This window comes from Tengunoibacter tsumagoiensis (genome assembly GCF_003967535.1).
Taxonomy (GTDB): domain Bacteria; phylum Chloroflexota; class Ktedonobacteria; order Ktedonobacterales; family Ktedonobacteraceae; genus Tengunoibacter; species Tengunoibacter tsumagoiensis.
The window spans coordinates 1-18,347 of record NZ_BIFR01000001.1; the positions used below are offsets into that span (position 1 = coordinate 1).

Annotated in this window: 14 protein-coding genes; 8 read left to right on the forward strand and 6 right to left on the reverse strand. The window is 49.6% G+C overall.

Annotated features, from left to right (window positions below; all coding sequences use genetic code 11):
• Positions 1-100 precede the first annotated feature (100 nt).
• Together dnaA and EL628_RS00010 are read left to right on the forward strand one after the other, a co-directional pair.
• Complete coding sequence (gene dnaA, locus EL628_RS00005; RefSeq protein WP_218028846.1) at positions 101-1,600, forward strand: chromosomal replication initiator protein DnaA; 1,500 nt, start codon at positions 101-103, stop codon at positions 1,598-1,600.
• A 133-nt stretch (positions 1,601-1,733) separates the two neighbouring features.
• Positions 1,734-2,528 carry an HAD-IIA family hydrolase gene (locus EL628_RS00010; RefSeq protein WP_126577768.1) on the forward strand — a complete coding sequence of 265 codons (795 nt, stop codon included), beginning with the start codon at positions 1,734-1,736 and terminating at the stop codon, positions 2,526-2,528.
• Positions 2,529-2,537: 9 nt separating this feature from the next.
• Here EL628_RS00010 and EL628_RS00015 read toward each other — a convergent pair whose 3' ends face one another.
• The 4 genes from EL628_RS00015 to EL628_RS00030 form a co-directional block, all read right to left on the reverse strand.
• Positions 2,538-2,966 (reverse strand): hotdog fold thioesterase, encoded by a 429-nt coding sequence (locus EL628_RS00015; protein WP_174719947.1) that lies wholly within the window; start codon positions 2,964-2,966, stop codon positions 2,538-2,540.
• Between the two features lie 20 nt (positions 2,967-2,986).
• The gene (locus EL628_RS00020; protein ID WP_126577769.1) at positions 2,987-3,583 is read right to left on the reverse strand and encodes a hypothetical protein; all 597 of its coding nucleotides are present in this window, start codon (positions 3,581-3,583) and stop codon (positions 2,987-2,989) included.
• 207 nt (positions 3,584-3,790) lie between these two features.
• Positions 3,791-4,972 carry a M20 family metallopeptidase gene (locus EL628_RS00025; RefSeq protein WP_161975160.1) on the reverse strand — a complete coding sequence of 394 codons (1,182 nt, stop codon included), beginning with the start codon at positions 4,970-4,972 and terminating at the stop codon, positions 3,791-3,793.
• 314 nt (positions 4,973-5,286) lie between these two features.
• Positions 5,287-5,946 (reverse strand): RNA polymerase sigma factor, encoded by a 660-nt coding sequence (locus EL628_RS00030; RefSeq protein ID WP_126577771.1) that lies wholly within the window; start codon positions 5,944-5,946, stop codon positions 5,287-5,289.
• Between the two features lie 535 nt (positions 5,947-6,481).
• Between EL628_RS00030 and EL628_RS00035 the strand changes: the two genes are divergently transcribed.
• The 5 genes from EL628_RS00035 to EL628_RS00055 all read left to right on the forward strand — a co-directional run bounded on the left by EL628_RS00035 (position 6,482) and on the right by EL628_RS00055 (position 13,090).
• A complete protein-coding gene (locus EL628_RS00035; RefSeq protein WP_126577772.1) occupies positions 6,482-8,569 on the forward strand; it encodes a MerR family transcriptional regulator in 2,088 nt (695 codons plus the stop codon).
• 291 nt (positions 8,570-8,860) lie between these two features.
• Positions 8,861-9,517, forward strand: a complete 657-nt coding sequence (locus EL628_RS00040) for an AAA family ATPase (RefSeq protein ID WP_126577773.1) — start codon at positions 8,861-8,863, stop codon at positions 9,515-9,517.
• A 219-nt stretch (positions 9,518-9,736) separates the two neighbouring features.
• Positions 9,737-10,657: a transcription termination factor Rho gene (rho, locus tag EL628_RS00045; protein WP_161975161.1), complete on the forward strand. Its 921-nt coding sequence runs from the start codon at positions 9,737-9,739 to the stop codon at positions 10,655-10,657.
• Positions 10,658-10,904: 247 nt separating this feature from the next.
• Entirely contained in the window at positions 10,905-11,675 is a 771-nt protein-coding gene (locus EL628_RS00050) for a hypothetical protein (RefSeq protein WP_126577775.1), read from the forward strand.
• Between the two features lie 107 nt (positions 11,676-11,782).
• Positions 11,783-13,090, forward strand: a complete 1,308-nt coding sequence (locus EL628_RS00055) for a thymidine phosphorylase (RefSeq protein WP_126581829.1) — start codon at positions 11,783-11,785, stop codon at positions 13,088-13,090.
• Positions 13,091-13,125: 35 nt separating this feature from the next.
• Here the strand turns inward: EL628_RS00055 and EL628_RS00060 are convergent, their stop codons facing one another.
• Together EL628_RS00060 and EL628_RS00065 are read right to left on the reverse strand one after the other, a co-directional pair.
• Positions 13,126-15,477, reverse strand: coding sequence for a protein kinase domain-containing protein (locus tag EL628_RS00060; protein WP_126577776.1), 2,352 nt, complete (start codon positions 15,475-15,477; stop codon positions 13,126-13,128).
• Positions 15,478-16,229: 752 nt separating this feature from the next.
• Complete coding sequence (locus EL628_RS00065) at positions 16,230-17,045, reverse strand: aldose epimerase family protein (RefSeq protein ID WP_161975162.1); 816 nt, start codon at positions 17,043-17,045, stop codon at positions 16,230-16,232.
• Between the two features lie 520 nt (positions 17,046-17,565).
• On the opposite strand from EL628_RS00065, the gene minC reads away from it, so the two are divergent.
• The gene (gene minC / locus EL628_RS00070) at positions 17,566-18,291 is read left to right on the forward strand and encodes a septum site-determining protein MinC (RefSeq protein WP_161975163.1); all 726 of its coding nucleotides are present in this window, start codon (positions 17,566-17,568) and stop codon (positions 18,289-18,291) included.
• Positions 18,292-18,347 lie beyond the last annotated feature (56 nt).

Consider the following 18,347-nt stretch of genomic DNA (forward strand, 5'->3'; position numbering starts at 1 on the left):
CTCGACGGTCGCGGTCGCTGAACTTCCTCGCAAGGCTCTGGTCGAGATCGAATGCATCGCACTTGTCGAAGGCTAAGGCGAAGGGGAGATTTAACGAACGGTGAATACCGCTACTATCTGGCGTACGGTCCTGGAGCACTTAGAGCACTCACCCATTGATGCCGTCTCCAAAACCTGGCTACAGGATGCTCAACTCCTGAATAGTCCTGCAATGGGCGAGGAGACATCTACTCATGGGCAACATAGTGGCCTTTTTCTGCTCCAGGTTCCTAATGATCTCGCTTGCGATGTCATTACGAAGCGCTGGCAGGGGATCCTTGAACAATTGCTCTCGGAGATTCTCAGTCAACCTGCTCAACTGACAGTCATCAGTGCAACTCAGGCCCCCCCTTCGCGTCCACGCTCAGAACGAGGTGAACGCGAAGTACGCCATCAGACCAGTGCGCAATCAGCACAACAGACCTATTACGATTCCGTGTCCTCACATACTCAACGCACACCAACCCAGACTGAGTTCGCTTATGCTTCACGCGAACGTCTCGATGAGTGGGACAATGAGCAACGCACCAATATGCTCATGAATAATCGCCTCAATCAACGCTATACCTTTGATGCCTTTATCGTGGGTAATAGCAATCGCTTAGCTCATGCTGCCTCTCTGGCTGTGGCTGAGGCTCCAGGCGAGTCCTATAATCCTCTCTTCCTCTATGGAGGAGTCGGATTGGGCAAAACTCACCTCCTCCATGCGATCGGACATCAAGGCGTTCAGACCGGCCTGGCTGTGCTCTATGTCTCGTCTGAGCAGTTTACTAATGAGATCGTGAATGCCATTCGGTATCGCACGACTGAGGAGTTCCGCGCTAAATATCGTTCCGTCGATATCCTGCTGGTTGACGATATCCAGTTTATTGCTGGCAAAGAATCAACGGAAGAGGAGTTCTTCCATACCTTCAATAGTCTCTATGAGATGAGCAAGCAGATCGTTATCTGTAGCGATCGCCCGCCCAAGGCGATTGTCAGCCTGGAGGAACGCCTTCGCTCCCGCTTTGAGTGGGGCCTGATCGCTGATATCCAACCACCAGATCTGGAGACGAGGATGGCTATTCTCCGTGTGAAGGCCGACCTCCTCCACTATCATGTCCCAGATGAGATTATCTCGTATATCGCTGGCCGCGTACAGACCAACATTCGTGAGCTCGAGGGCTGCCTCAATCGGCTTATGGCTTACCAACAATTACATCGTAGCGATCTGACGCTCGATGTGGCACGCGCAGCTATCTCATCGCTAGGCAATGATAATCGCGAAACGCATCTTAATAGTCAGCAGATCGCTGAGGCTGTGGCTGAGTACTATCATATCTCTCTCGAAGCGATGTGTGGGAAGCAGCGCGATAAGTATATCGTGATGCCACGACAGATTGCTATGTATCTCATTCGCCAGGAGACTCAAGCTTCTCTGCTGGAGATCGGGCAGCTCTTCGGTGGACGCGATCACAGTACGGTTCTTCATGCCTGTGAAAAGATCGATCGAACACTGAATATTAATCCAACTTTGCGCCGCGAAATTATTGATATTCGCGAGCAGCTTATGCGCAGCTAAACCTTCATGCACACTCCTCTCATTGCTTTATCAGCCCCTTGTGGTATCCTGAAGGCGGAAAACCTTCTCTGAATACGATAAGGGGCTCCTCTTTTCCTGTATCATTCCAATACGATGACAAGTGTGGAGAGCTATGATTACCGAACTAACGACGTTTTTAATTGATCTTGATGGCGTGATTTATCGAGGCGAGGAGCTCCTGCCTGGAGCTCATGAGTTTGTAAACTGGCTCAACGCTTCCCGCAAAAAATATCTGTTCTTAACCAACAATTCTTTTGCCAGTGAAGTACAGGTTCTGACAAAATTGGCACGATTAGGCATTACGACCGATGGCTCACATGTTATGGGAGCTGGTCAGGCCGCCGTCAAAAATATTGCTCATCGCTTCCCCGCTGGCTCGGTCTATGTAGTCGGCGAACGCCCTCTGTTCGATATGGTGGAGGCTAATGGGCTTCAGATTGCTAACCATACAGAGCAGAAGATTGATGCTGTGCTGGTTGGACTTGATCGCTCTTTTGACTATAAGACTCTCACGCAGGCGGTTCTGGCTGTGCGTGGCGGAGCGACATTTATCGCTATTAATCGCGATCCATTGCTACCTATTGCTGGTGGAGTGATACCAGGCTGTGGTGCGATGGTTGCCGCAATCGAGGCGGCCAGTGGCATCAGCCCTGAGGTCATTGGGAAGCCGCAGCCCGGACTCCTCTGGGAAGCTCTACGCCTCTTAGGGAGTCAGGCTCAGGAAACGGTGATGGTCGGGGATGGGCTCGATACGGATATTCAGGCTGGTACGGCAGCTGGCACCAGAACGTTGCTCGTCTTTTCTGGCAAAGATCGGCCCGAAGATCTCGCACGCTCAACGATTAAACCCGACTATGTCTATCAGAATCTCGCCACGATGATGGCCGAGATCGCCAGTCTACGGTAAGAACGTTCTTTACGATGCTGGCTTCTCTACGACTGCTACCGTACAACGTGAGACGCAGATCAGACGCTCTTGCTCGTCGACAATCTTTATATCCCACACATGGGTGGTCCGACCGAGATGCAACGGGGTGGCAATCGCTCGAACCACTCCATCCTTCTTAGGCCGGACATGGTTGGCATTAATCTCTAATCCAAAGGCGAGCTGACGGTCTATATCAATGTTCAGTACGCTGGCCACTGAGGCAACAGTCTCTGCCAATAAGACTGAGACTCCTCCATGAAGATAGCCAACAATCTGCCGATGCTGATCTTCGATTGGCATCGTCGCCACCACACGATCCTTGAAGGCTTCGGTGATGGTGATCTTCATCGCTTCTACGGCTGTTCCCTGACTGATTGCAGCCAGACGCGCCAGAATCTCTTCCTGAGAAAGTTCCATAGCCTCTCAATCCTTTGTCTCTATTGTTTGTGTACCTGTGCCTCTCCCAGGGTCGTAAGCTCTTCTTCCTGCGTGGAACGAGCTGGAGCAAGGAACCAGAACAGCAAAAAGCCCGCAAAAAACGCCACTAACCACATCACTACGGTCGCTATGATGGCGGCTGGCACATTCTCCCAGATCTGGAATGAGGTATTGGAGACTCCACCCAGAATATCTCTTACGATACAAAAGAGCGGAACAGCGACTAATGCGACCAGCGAGACCCAATGCGCTCGACTACGCCAGAAGCGCCAGACAAAAAGATAGCCCAGGCTCCCAAAAATCAGCACAGGTGTCAGATAAAATGGCAACGAGATATGCCAGTTACTCTCCATTGCATTAAAAGCATTAATCACAGGCAGGAGATACGCTGGAACTGACTGAAAAGTCATGGCATGAAAACTATAATGCCACCAGTGAGCTGAGTAAGCGAGCAGATCTCCCACTATATTGATGATCCCCATCAATAAGCCAGCCAGCAGAGACGCAAGCCAGGCCGCCCTGGTCGGGCGGATAAATAAGAGAACCGCCGCATACAAAATGACAAGATACGGGGCCGTCAGGGTCAGAAATTCCATAAACAACAACTCCTCTGATGGTCTGGTCTGTTAAAAACGCTATCATGACTATCATAACGCCAGATAGTCTATCTGGCTAGATCAATGCTGACATTGATTACTCAGCAGTCCCATAGGCTGCTGATACGCAACGTATGAGTGATAGCTCTCCCTATTATAGCGGAAAAGATGGCCCCTGACGAATAGGATGAGGCAAATCAACTGGTCCTAAGCTTTATGCAGAGGCTCAGAGAGGCATAGACGATGGATGAGACCTGCAACCAGAGCGCCACGCACAGGCAATGAAGCAACACGCAGATGCTCAATGTCCAGGTTATGCATCCCACCTCCAACAGGTCCTAGTGTATCTAAGGTAGGAAGTCCTGCCGCCATGAGGTTGTTCGCGTCTGAGACGCCCCCTTTAGGTTCGGCATGCAGCTTCAGGCCCACGCCTTCACCCTCAATTTTTGCTAACTCTAACATATGACTGACCGCTGGGGTCGGCTCATAGGGTCTGCGTCCATGGGTGCATGTAAGCTTAATCTTTGTTCCAGGCAGAGTTGAAGAACTTGCCACTTCATTCAAAGCCTCGCCTGCCGCCTCCAGAGCTTGCAAACTAAAAGCGCGTACAGAGATATGGCAACTTGCCTGATCCGGGACGATATTCAGTGTCTCACTACTTGAGAGGCGCGTAATATTAAAGGTCACACCTGGAAAGAGCGCATGAAGATTCTGGATCGCCAGGATCTTGTGGGCCAATTCAATCACTGCTGAACGACCTTTATAAGGCTCAACACCTGAGTGAGCTGACACCCCACTGATCTCCAGTACATATTTATCAGCGCCCTTACGAGCCTGGGTGAGACCTGTTGGCTTGCCCGACGGCTCCAACACCAGACCATAGTCAACCTCGTGCGCAATCTGTTGTAACAGCGCACTACTTCCAGGCGAACCAACTTCTTCATCATTGTTCCAGACAACAACCAGCTCACCAAACTGATCGAACCCGGATTCCAGGAGAGCCCTCAGAGCATAGAGCCCCATTACCACGCCAGACTTCATATCAATGACACCTGGACCATGCGCAACGCCATCTTGAATAGCAAACGGTTGCGCCTGAACTGCGCCAGCCGCATAGACTGTATCCACATGTCCGACCAGAAGAATCTTTCGCGTCCCTTTCCCCTGCCGACGAGCAACCAGATTCGCTCCAAACTCATCATTGGGATGGAGGGTAACGATAAAATCGAGCTCAGTCAGCCATTGCTGAAGATGAGCCATCACCTGATTAATTCCCTCAACCTGACCAGTCCCCGAATCAATATTGACCAGTAAAGCTAAACGCTGCAACAATTCGTCCTGATAGGACTGAAATAAAGGGAGGTATGTCTGCGAATAGGGTTGTGGCATGAACATTTATCCTTCAGTACTGCTAAAACTAGTGGTCACCATCGCATTCTAACGCTATTGTACCACAGGCATCAGCCCTTAGAGCCTCAACCTTACCGCGACCATGATCGTGTGCCAACACAAAAAGATGAGCAACACCATACAGATGAGACCTGTATTTCTCCTCTGAAAACAAAGTTTTCATATCGGGTGGTGAGCCCCTTTCATGAACGTCTACCATGAACAGAAACGCTGACCCTGCTTATGTGGGTATTTTTCTTCACATAAGCAGGGTCAGCGTTTCTGTTTACAGCAGGAAAGATAACGCGGCTCGTCTAGACCTGCACTTCGTGTTTGAGACGCTTATAGGCGATACTGCGCAGAGCGGCATAACGCCCTCGCTCGCCAGGGTCATCCGAGCGAGGGCGCTTATAATCGCTCAATTGCACACCAACGGCCTGAAGCGCCTGTTCCAGCAACGAAGGTTCACCATCAAGATCAGACATATTCGCGAGATCAGTCAGCAAAGCCACTTTTTGACCGCGTGGAAACTTCGCCACCACCTGGGCCACCATCACAATAATCGCATCCATCATCAGGTGATCAATAGCCACTTGCGAAGCATCAACCACGTCACAGGTAACAATCGAACTCTGATAGAGATCCCCATCTTGCGTCGGGCGAACAAGACACCAATCTTTTTTTCGCCAATCGCGGAAATAATTCCTTGCAATGACCCGGCTCAATGCCTTCAGTGACCCAATGGGAGGCATTTCGCCACGATGTGCACGTTGATTGTACCGAAATGTTCGTGCCACCGCCTCATGAGCCACATCCTCCGCAATCTCCCGTTGCTGCCCATACCAGGATGTCACACCAGAATCGCGCACCCACATCTCAACAAGAGGAAGCAACCAGTTGTAGAGGTCATACCACGTCTGCCCATCACCCAGCTGCTGCTCATCGAGGCCTGTATATGTCGTATCCGTCACCATGAGAGCGACCTCCCCAGAGATACCGTTACCAGTAATCTCTGCCTCATCGCACAGAGAGCAGTACTGCCGTCAGTGCATTGGCTTCAAAGATAACCGACTCACCTATCAAGTCGAGCAATTATGACCGTTTTTCTACCTGGTAGAAAATACAACCCAGGCATATTTACAATTCCGAAGAAAATTGTTATATTTAAAGTAAATGGTACCTGACATGAGCTTTTTTGTCAATAGTAGAGAGGAAACTTATGAAATCTGTACGTCTAAATCCTGTTATAAACATCTTTATCATGACTTCTCTTTAGATTCATGAACTTTCTTGACACTGTATTGTTTTTTTTAGGCTGCGTTGGCAATAACATGTAACAAAAGTGTGAGCAAACAAGCTGTAAAATGGCGCGAGTGTCTTGCAATTGTTACAGGTAAATTCAACATTCTTTGCAAACAACGCGATACAAAATGATGCGCTTATGTGGTACCATTATCATGCAGGTGTTGCGCCAACCCAGGTTTTCCTCACCTATCCAGGGAGACAAAGATGGACGTGCGAAGTAAGCAACCAATCAAAGAACATCTTCAGAAAGAAGATGTACAAGAACGTATCCTGCAGAATATCCAGAAGGGTCGCGATGAAGCGACGGTAACCATTAGCCGAGCGGCTGATCTGTTTGGCATCACGGAGAATAAGCTCCGCGATTGGGAAGAATATGGTTTTCTTAGCCCCTTACGCCCTGGAGGCCCTAAGGGTCGTCGGCTCTATACCCCTTCGGAACTGGATAAACTGGCAATTATTCGAGAGTTGATCAATGCTGGCTACTCTCCCAGCGATATTCCTGCCGATATCGATAAGATCTGGAATACGACTCGCCTTCCTCGTGATCTGCCTCATCAATCGGACCGCCAGGATCCTCTTTTTGCACAACATGATATGCCAATTAATCTGCGCATTACTCAGGCGCATGCCGAATTGTTCTGGCGCACCTTTGTAGCACAGACACTACGCCTGGCTCTTCTGCTGATCTGCGAGGATCATCCCAATACGACGGCAGGATTGGTACTTCCCCTGGAATCAACCATAACTGGAAGCGAGCTCTCTCACGCTCCAACACTCTCAATTGATGATCTTCCTACGCTCGGAGAGTCGCTGGTGGGGTGGATGAACCAGAATCGTTCGACACATACGTTATTAACTCCTCGACCGTCTTTCCAATATAGCTCTGATTATCGCATTGAGCCATTACGCTCAATGAAGGCTGGCATTCTTCAAAGCGATGTCTCCAGCGAAGACAAAACGTTGATTGTCCTACCGCGTGAGGCTCGCCCCCTTACTCTCAGTCCACTCCTTACAGAGACGCTTCATCGTCTACTTAAACCCCTCTATACCGATCTATACCTGACCCGCGCCTGTTTTGGGGTGGGGATGCGCGATCAGATGAATGGAGCAATCGATCTCAGTAGCAACAATAACTATGAAGATATCGTCCTGACAGGCCTGACTGAGATGATCGTACGCCTGGGCGGCACCGACGAGGCTGGCATTCCTCGCTGGCGCTTTAGCTGCATCTTCCTTCCCAATTATCCAGCTTCTATCCTGTCTCAACAGCAGCGTAGCCTTATCGTGCGCGCACAAAGCCAGCATGCACCATATACGACTGGTATAACAACCCAGACCCCTCAAGAGCCTTTTATTAGTTCAAGCATCAAGGCTCTTCAAAGTGGTCAGATCATTTATCAACCAATCATCCAACGAAAGGAACAGTCGCTAGAACAGGGGGTTCTCTCCAGTGTTGCTGTCCCCGTTGAAGGCCACGATGGAACGGCTATTGCTGTCATTTATGTGGCCTCGGAAAAAGCTGAGATCTTCTCAGAAACAGATTTCTGTGTCCTACGGATACTCGGCAAAATGGTTCGCGAGTTGATCGAAAGCTATCAAGCCCGTATCCAGAGCAGCCAGCAATTACGCTCAATGATCAGCCATCCCAAGATTGTCGATACACAATTTCAGGAATTTCTGACCGAAGATGAGCTGATTATGCAGATTGAAAGCCTGTTGAAACAGGTACAGACTCTGGAAGGGCCGCCTACCACTGAAGCACTCTCGTTCATTGCTATCGATATCGATAATCAGAGCAATATTGCTAACAAGTATGGTGATGGGATGGCCCGCGACCTCAGTCGCGCCGTGGGGATGCGCATCCATAGTCAGTTGCGTGCCTTTAAAGATGCATCTGAATATAAGCTTTATCACATCTGCGCTGACCGCTTCTATATCCTGCTGAAGAATATGACGTTGGAACAGGCTCGCAGCAAAGCAGAACTCTTGAAGCAAAAGCTCGAAGGAGCCTATGCCATTGATCCTCATCGTGCCCCCATTGGGCAGCTCACCCTGACAGAACATCTCGTCACAATACCAAATATTACCGTTCGCCTGGGGATCTCATCCTATCCCTATCAGAAACTTACCGAGATTCTGCTGCGCTATCCAGCCTCCAGCGCCATTACTGAAGTCCGTCAACAGATCACTGGCTTTCTTGAAGAGGAACTGGCCCTGGGCAAACAAAAAGGTGGTAGCGTTGTCTTAAGTTGGGACCCTACAATCCCTGGATTCATTCAACTCCCACTATAATTTTTCCCTATAAAGTGCAGACGGACCCTGATCTTTTTCAGGTCCGTCTGAGCCTCATCCAGCGTATAAGGCTCAGCCACAGCTATCGACAATGAGTACTCCATAGCCCATCTCACCTATCCTCCCTGGCTGTGTATATAATTTATTCCGTTTTCCGATATACTGTACCTAACCAATTCCTCCAGCCATGTTTTTATTGATCTGCTTGCTTTTCATTCCATTTTGTATGACTCCTGTAGAATAAAACAAAGCAAGAAAAAGTTGGCTGGTATTGTGAGGAGTGTCCATCCCATGAATATAAAAGTTTTCGTTTTAGGACGTCCAGGCAGCGGAAAGTCAACTGTAGCGCGTCATCTCAGGCATTTCTTCGCCTTGCACCAGTACACTACCAGACACATCAACGATTATACAATCCTACAGCGGATGTTTCGGGAAGATGTCGACCATAAACGCTTTCTTCCCACAGCCAATAATGGCTTCGATGCCATCGATTTCACTGTGCTCGATCAGGCCCTTCATGAAGTAGAATGTGAAGCACAGCAGTGGTCCAAACGCTGCAATCTGCTAACCCTTGAGTTCGCTCGCGACAATTATCGCCATGCATTTCGCCAGTTTACACCAGCTTTCTTAAGAAACGCTTATGTTCTATTCATGGATGCTGACCTCGAACTCTGCCTCCAACGTGTCAATCAGCGCGTCGCTTGCTCGAAAAATGCCGATGATCATCCTTCGTTCTCTAGTACGATCTTTCGCAACTACTATGGACAGGACAACCGAGCATATATTACGGGAGCGCTACACACAGAATTTCATCTCACAAATCTTGTACAACTCATCAACAATACCGGTCCACTGGAAGACTGTATGGCACAGGTCGAAAGATTTGCTCAGGCCATTTTAGAGCGCGAATTACCATCCATCGAACATGCCTCCGCCCTTGTTTGCTAGTTCCACCAGATAAGGCCGCTCTCAAACGAAGCTCCACAATAATCAAAGTCGATTTTGTGGGCCGGGCTCTTGCCCCCCATTCATCATCGGCATTAACAACCCGAACCAGTAAACCATAAGGATAAGCAACGGGACAAATGCAAAGCAAATGTGATACAGTAGAAGAAAATAATCCCCTGGATAACTCAAGGAAACTGACTGATAGGAGTGCAAGGACGAGTGGCATCAACACGAACTCCCTTTGAAAAATTGACCCCCATCCATCCCAATCGTCGCATTATACTGGAGACAGGAGCACTGCCGGTCGCTACTCGCATGATCGACCTGCTCGTTCCGATTGGTTTTGGGCAACGCGCACTCGTTGTAGCACCGCCTCAAACAGGCAAAACAACGATTCTACGCCAGCTTGCCGCAGCCATTCTGGCTAACTCTCCACAAACACGTCTCTATCTCTGCCTGGTCGACGAACGGCCAGAAGAAGTTACCGATTGGCGCATGGAGGTCCGCGGCGATATGGTTCGCCTGTATGCATCGAGTTTTGATCAACAATCTGCCCGTCATGGACGCATTGTTGAGCAGGCTCTCCACGATGCCAAACGAGAAGTTGAATATGGACACGATGTCGTAATATTGCTCGATTCACTTACCCGCCTGGCTCGAGCTCATAACTTAAATACTGATATGTGGCAGTCTCCCCGTGGTGGCCGCGGCGGCTTTGGTAGTCGCACGCTCTCTGGCGGCATCGATGCAAATGCGCTGGAGGTTGGTCGGCGCGTTTTTGGGTCCGCTCGCACGCTCGAAGAAGGAGGAAGCCTGACAATTGTTGCAAGCTGTCTGGTGGAGACTGGAAGTAAGTTGGATGAAGTTGTCTATGAGGAGTTTAAGGGCACTGGCAACCTCGAAATACGGCTCTCACGCGAGCTATCCGATCGACGTATCTTTCCTGCTATCGATGTCACAGCCTCCAGTACACGTCAGGAAGAGCGCCTCCTTTCAGAGAAGGAGCTACGCGCTATAGCGATTGTTCGACGCCGCATGGCTGATCTCTCGCGCCGCGAGAGTACTGAACAGGTCATTCGCCTCTTTGAGAAGACCCACTCAAATGCCCTTCTGGTGGATGCAATTGTTAAGCAAAGTTAAATACACTCCCTTGTTCACTTACTGTGCCTTTGGATGAAAAACGTTAGCTGCCGTTTAATTGTTTAGCCTTGTACGATAAGTGGCTGCTGGTCTACTCTATTTTGCCAGGCTAAAACTTCAGCAAGCTCAGTACGTATATCTACTAGCAGTATTGTACTGGTCTAACATGTGCCATGGTTTATGGACAATTGTTTGCCGGTAGCAACACCATTTGTTATGGAAATGATAAGAAAACGGGAGGCTATCTATGCGCTGTCCCTATTGTGGCGGTCTTAATCCCGATCAATTAAACTATTGTATCAATTGTGGGCGTGATCTGACCAGGCAACCGCCTGCACAACAACCTGGCTCTGGCGGACAAAGAACTGGCAATACTCCTTCTCTCATCCAACAACCAGTCTATCCCCCACCTCCTCCAGTTCAACGTCCCTTACAACCTCCACCTATGGCACCAGCCAATCAACGACCTGCGCATTCAACAGGCCGGACAGGAACAACTATGCCTCCCTCCAATCCTCAACCTTATCGTCCAGCACAACCACAACAACAACCTCCAGCTCCGGCCAATGCGACGGCTGTACGGAGACAGAAAAAGGCTTCCACTCCGGAGGCTCCTATCGAACCAAAGCCAGCTGTTCCCGATGCTCCCGCTCCTTTTCCACCACGCTCCATTACTCATCTAAAACAGTTAGAGCAGGGGGCTCTGGACTATACCTTTACAAGTGAAGAGAAGGGATACGGTAAGAAAAGAATTATTCATATTAGCTATCGCCACTGTGCTCCCTGGCAACAGGTGGCAACACTCTTCCATGCGCTCAACGCCTACGATGCTGAAAAATTTGATACCGTGGTGATTCAAGGTATTCAAAACGAACAAAATGATCTTTATAGCTTTAATAATGGTCAGTTGACATTTGATCGCAATGTTCATCTTGGTAGCCAGATTCTTAAACGTTATGTGTTTGAAACTGAAAATGGTCTGGTCATCGATGCGCTACGTATCATTCTGACTGAATGACAGCCAGTTGACATCCTGAAAATTGGCTGCTAGTCTTGCTAAAGAGCAAACATGTGGCCATCTATTGCTCTACTCCAACCAAACGATCGATTTTAGGATAGAGAATGATGCAGATAGTTGAGATTATTCGCAAAAAACGCGATGGTGGTACGTTAAGTGGGGCTGAAATCTCCTGGTTTATTCAGCATTATACACAAGGTGATCTGCCGGATTACCAGGCTGCGGCGCTTTTGATGGCGATCTTCTGGCGTGGCATGAATGCTCTGGAGACAAGCCAGTTGACGCTGGCAATGGCTGCATCTGGAGCTCAGTTAAAGATTCGGCAGCTCGTTTCTCCCGTTGTTGATAAACATAGTACTGGTGGAGTAGGCGATAAGGTGACGCTGGCGGTCGCTCCTCTTGTGACGGCCTGTGGCGTTGCGGTAGGCAAGATGAGTGGCCGTGGTCTTGGTCATACTGGTGGAACAATCGATAAATTGGAGTCCATTACTGGCTTCAACGCTGAGCTCTCTCGCGACGATTTTCTACGCATTCTGTCAGAACATCAACTTGTGCTGGCAGGACAATCTAACGAGCTAGCTCCCGCTGATGGCAAACTGTATGCTCTCCGTGATGTAACGGGAACCATTGAAAGTATTCCATTAATTGCTTCAAGTATTATGAGCAAGAAACTGGCGATCGGTGCCTCACATCTACTACTCGATGTAAAATTCGGCTCGGGGGCCTTTATGAAGACGGTTGAGAGCGCCCGTGAGTTGGCCTCTACGATGGTAGAGATTGGCCGTAACAGTGGGATGCATACTGTTGCAAGCATTACTTCGATGGATCAACCACTTGGTCGGGCCATTGGCAATGCTCTGGAAATGAAGGAGGCCATCGCAATACTGAAAGGTGAAGGTCCAGACGATGTCTCTGAGCTCTGTTATCATGAAGCAGCTGAGCTCCTGATGATGACTGGAAAGGCGTCATCTATGAAGCAAGCTGAGCAACAGGTGGCCCGGGCAGTCCACAATGGGGCCGCTATCAAGGCCTTTGCCGAGGTCGTTGCCGCTCAAGGTGGCGATCGTCGTCAGGTTGAAGAACCAGACTTACTTCCTGCCGCTCCTTCTACTGTGATGCTCACTGCCCCACATAGTGGCTATCTCGCTACTATTCATGCCGAACGCATAGGGCTGGTGAGTATGCAATTGGGTGCAGGGCGCTTTAAAAAAGGCGAGGAGATCGATCATCGGACCGGACTGGTCTTACAGGCAAAAATTGGCGCATATCTCCAGGCGGGTGCTCCATTGGTAGAGATTCATGCTCGCAATGAGCAAGAGGCACATGCCGTTCAAGCGGAACTTTTAAGCTGCTATACCTGGAGTGAAGCTCCTGTACCGGAACCTCAATTAATCTGGGATACAATCCGCCCCTGACGAACGCCCATAGCGATAGACGGCTTGTTCGGCATCTATCGCTGTGGTACGCTGGCAGAGGGGGCAATAAATTCCCAAAACTGCTGTGTTGGTTGGATAGGATCCTCTGCTCCTTGAATAAGATAGAGGTGTCCTTTGCCATCGCAAGCGGCAGCTCCCAGCATTGATCCTCCCCTGGGAAGCACAGGGAGCGGTGACCAGAACAGTGTCTGCCGATCAAATAACCAGCTCTGTGGCCGCCCCTTTTGAGAGCTCGTATCATAGCCACCCACCAATACAAGATGTGTGCTATCTAGAGCACAACTTGCTGCACCGCTTAACGGAAGAGGGGCTTGATCTTCTAGATGCTCCCACACATTTAACGCTGGATAGTAGCGATAAAGCTCGTTTGTCTGTTGCTGTTGGCCTGCATCCCTGGCTCCCCCTAATAAGAGAATATTATTATCGCCATCCATTGCTAATGTCAGATATCCCAGACCAACTGGCAGCGGTCGGAGCAGGTGCCAGACACCAGTGGACAGATCGTAGCGGTACCAGCTCCGTCCAGCCAATTCATGTCCATTGCCCGCATGCAGAAACCCTTGCGTTAAATACAGATGACCCTGTTGATCAGCCAGGATACTGCTACCAAACCCGAAAGTGATCTCTGCCGGTGGCACTATCTTATCCAATGTATCGCTCTCAGGCTGATAACGATAGAGTAGTGAGCTTACCTTATAACTGTCAGAAGAATAACCCGCAGTAAAGTAGATCTCCTGCTGCCCATTGGCTGTCGCCGCATTATTGACCATGCCAGGAAAGGTGATGCTGGTCGCACTTTCCCAGTGAGCTGCCTCTATATCATAGCGATAGAGCGTACGGCTATAGGCCGGTGTCATCCTTCCGCGGTACCCGCCACCCATATAGACATAAGGTCGTCCTTTCACCATCACATAGACGGCTGTGGTATCGGCCTGAGGCTGCAACAATGATGGCATCGCCTGCCACACAAATGTACGATGCTCCTCATCATGATGAGCAGTAGAAGTACTCTGACTGGAAGAATAGAAGGATAAGGAAAACAAGCCACGAGCGCTCACAAAGAGGATCAACATGCTACTACAGAGCAATAATGCTAGCAGAAAACTGATCTTAACAACGCGCGAGAAGTTTGAATGGATCGGTGGCACAATGGTAATCTGCTCATCCGCCGTCCGAGGAAGAGCAAGCTGAGACAAAGAGAGCCTTGAACGGCTCTGAAGCCCCTCATCGACCCAAAAAAGCTGCTCCTGGTACTCCAGGCGCTGACGATGGGCCTCCTGCAATTGCGCCCTCCGACGTCGGCGCTGCTCCAATGAAGGCACTGCTTCAGCAGGAGAATGCATTTGCTCATCCGCGCCAGAAGAAAACCGCACAGGTGACGCCTGCTCTCCAGGATGAAATGGCTGGGTTATAGCCTCGACCTCCTGTATATACAGACGGCACTCTTCTAAACGATAGATGCGTGTCAACGCTTGATAGAGCAACAGAGCTGATTGAAAACGTAATGAGGGCTCATGTCGAGTCATCAGTCGTAGCAAAGCTCCAACCAGAGGCGATAAAGCAGGTCGATAGTGGCGAGCGGGCAATAGCTCTTCAAATAATCTTTCACCAGGTGAAACGCCAGTGAGCATCTCATGCAAAATAATGCCCAGACTATAGAGATCTGAGCGAGCATCAGTCTGGCCACTTCCCTGATATTGTTCAGGAGGAGCATAACCAGGGGAGCCAAAATCGCTACTATCATGTTCCTGCTGATCCTTAAAATAGCGCGCAATCCCAAAATCAATGAGCATCAACGTACCATCAGCGAGGATCAGAATATTGGCAGGCTTCAGATCACGAAAGATGATTGCAGGCACCTGTGCATGCAGGTAATCCAGCACTTCACAGAGCTGCATTGCATACTCTAACGCCTCCAAAACGTCTATCGGCCCATGGCGACTCAGATAGAGATTAAGAGGGATGCCCGGAATATAATCCATGACAAGGTACCAGTAGCCATCTTCTAAGAAATAGTCGTAGAGAGCAGGCAAAGCATGATGTTGTAAGCGAGCAAGAAAGAGCGCTTCGCGGAGAAAATGATCGGTATACTCACCACCACTACTGGGAAACTGTCCTGTCAACGCACCTTGTAACTGCACTTTGTCACTCTGTAGAAGGGCTGCCAATTCCGCTGCGACACTCTCTGGAAGATCATTATCAGCAGGCAGGCGCTTCAACGCTACAGGATCAGCCAGTGCGATATGAGTAGCAAGATAGACCGTTCCCATCCCACCCTGGCCTAAGATGCTCTGAATTAGATACTCGCCCCGCCGCAAAGAGCTCCCAACTCTCAGCTCCTTTGAAAATGGCTGCGAAATACTCATATACTCGCTCCCTCTTTCCACCCCATCTCACGACAATATCTATTTTTGTTCCTATTTCATTATAAATAAAACATGTGCAGTGAACAATCCTTCTTCTCTTCCAGCTATATATTCATGTATACCTATTTAATATATCTCTTTCCAATTGAGCTATGGAAGGGCTGGCTTTGTACAGCTTCTCGTTCTTGTTTTCTTCACCCATACACGAATATATTCATCACACACCACAAAGTAGGGAAAGTCGCTTGTCTCTTTCCACTGTTCCCACTCCGCTGTGTGAACCCCTCTATAGCTCAAGTGGAAAACGGAAAATGGGGAAACGAAGCTATGGAGGGGCAACCATGGTACAGGGGCACGATGTGGAAGGAGACAAGCTACCTTCCCTACTTGTTTTATTATACCATGCACCATTACAAACATAAAACACTGCAAAGTGGGGAAAGTCGCTTGTCTCTTTCCTCTGCTCCCCCTCCGCTCTGTGAGCCCCTCCATCGCTCAATGGGAACAGAAGCCATGGTGGAGCTCACATAGTGGAGCTTCACATTTAGGAAGGAGACAAGCTACCTTCCCTACTTGTTTTGTTATATCATGCACTATTACAAATATAAAACACTGCAAAGTAGGGAAAGTCGCTTGTCTCTTTCCTCTGCTCCCCTCCGCTCTGTGAGCCCCTCCATCGCTTAATGGGAACATGAGCGATGGAAAGAGCTCACATGGTGCATCCCGAGCCTGAGGACACATCCGGTTTACCTTTAGCGTGGTTGCGCGCTTAGCTGCCACACAATCGTCTCGCTACTATGCGGAGCAATATTGAGTCGATCGGCTGGACGATTAATGCCACCCTCATGTGCCACAATCGGCTCAAAACAGACAAAATCATGGTCTGGAGCTGCGGCTGGTTCAGACCAGACCTGCATCTCAGCCAGCAGATACCGTCCATTGACAGGCTGTTCGGCAATCGTAAACGTTCCATAAGAAGGAACTGTAACGGTCACAGAATGCGGAAAGGGATAATGCACATCAGGAGGCTGCGTCGCCCACTCAACCTCAAGAGGGCTAAACTCGTTCAAGCCACTGACAATCAATCGAGACTTCTCTTCTTGAGCCACCGTGAAATAGGGATGAAAGCCAGGTGCCAGCGGCATCACCTCAGCACTGCGATTTTCCAATACCAGCGTATAGGTTAATGTTTGCTCATGTGCTTCTATCGTGGCCGTAAAAGTAAATGCATACGGAAAGACGGCCTGCGTCTCAGCACTATCGTTCAACTGGAAACGAATGCTCCTATCGTCCTGCTGAATAACAGACCATGGAAGATTCCGACCAAACCCATGCATAGGAAGGGTCGTCCCCTTCTCCTCAAAAAGACCATCTGGCAGACGTCCAAAATTAGGCAGCATCAGGGGGATGCCCCAGCGCTTCACATTGCCGGTCTGGGCAGGCCGATAAAGAACCGGCCAGGAGCCCACCTGAAAATGCGTTACCAGACTTAGCTCTGGAATAACACCAATAGTCGTCTCGCCACTGCGTAAAACCTGCTCACGAGCGGTAGGGAACTGCATCGCCATAAAAACGTTCACTCCAATACACATTTGTTAAACGATCTCTGTTCACACGGAGTCCCCTGGCATTGTACGCAGATCCCTGCTGAAGCGCAAGAGCACTTCACAGATCCAATGCCAGACCATTGCGGCTACGTATCAGCTCATCCTATTGCATTTTACGATTGATATGCGTATACTCTTATGATAGCAGAAGGTCTTCGTCGAGGCACACTTTCCCTGGGCAAACCGGTGGGGTTGCGCATTCCCATTCAAATATGCGCTGCCTGAAGGCTGGGGTATCCATATACGAAGACGAGATGAGATCTAACGCCGTACTCAGAGGAGACGCAGATTACTATCCTTATCAGAACACGTACGACTCAAAGGAGCAATCTGTATGTCGAGAATCCCATCAACCTTCGGTCCCTATGCCTGGAGGCAAGGGTATCCACCACTGGAGCGGTAGATGACGGAACATTCAAGGAGCGAAACGTCATCCTCACAACCATCAGCAAGCAGGCAGGGAAGAGAGGAGCACCAGTCTGTGCCAGGATATATTGCGATCAAAGGAACACGCAGCGGCCTGCTGCTGACCTTAGAGCCTGAAACCCCTTTCAGCGAACTGTTGAATGCACTTGCAGAGCGGCTGGCCGAATCACCCGCCTTTTTTCGTGGGGCAGCTCTCACTGTAGATACAAGCCAGCGAGCCCTCCGAATAAATGAACGCCTGCAATTAGAAGAGCTATTAGCCGGGTATCAGATGTCTGTCTCAGCTCAAGAGATGCCATCCAGGCCCTCAAAACCTTCACGCCCTTCAACTCCTTCGCAGCTAGAACTTCAGCGCACGCCCAGGACAGCATCGCTTCCAGAAACATCCAGTCAAGGAAATGTCACACGAGACCTCTCAGTTGAACAGCGCGAGAACACCGATACACTCTTCCTACGCCGCACTATTCGTTCGGGCCAAGCCATTCATCATGCCAGCAATATTGTTGTGCTTGGAGATGTAAACCCGGGAGCTGAAATTGTGGCTGGTGGTGATATCATTGTCTGGGGAGTACTTCGCGGCATGGTTCATGCAGGCTACCCCGATAACGATCAGGCAGTCGTCTGCTCTTTACAGCTAGCTCCTGTCCAATTACGCATTGCGCACCTGCTTTCTCGACCACCTGAAGGCTTCGAAGCACAATTGCGAGCTGAGGTAGCAGCCATTCGTCATGGGCAGATTATTGTTGAAACCTGGGTCAGTGGTCGCCCTCCACGCAAGTAGAGCCTAGTATATTCACAGGTCCAGACTTTTCAATCTCCACAAAAAATCGTGGTATA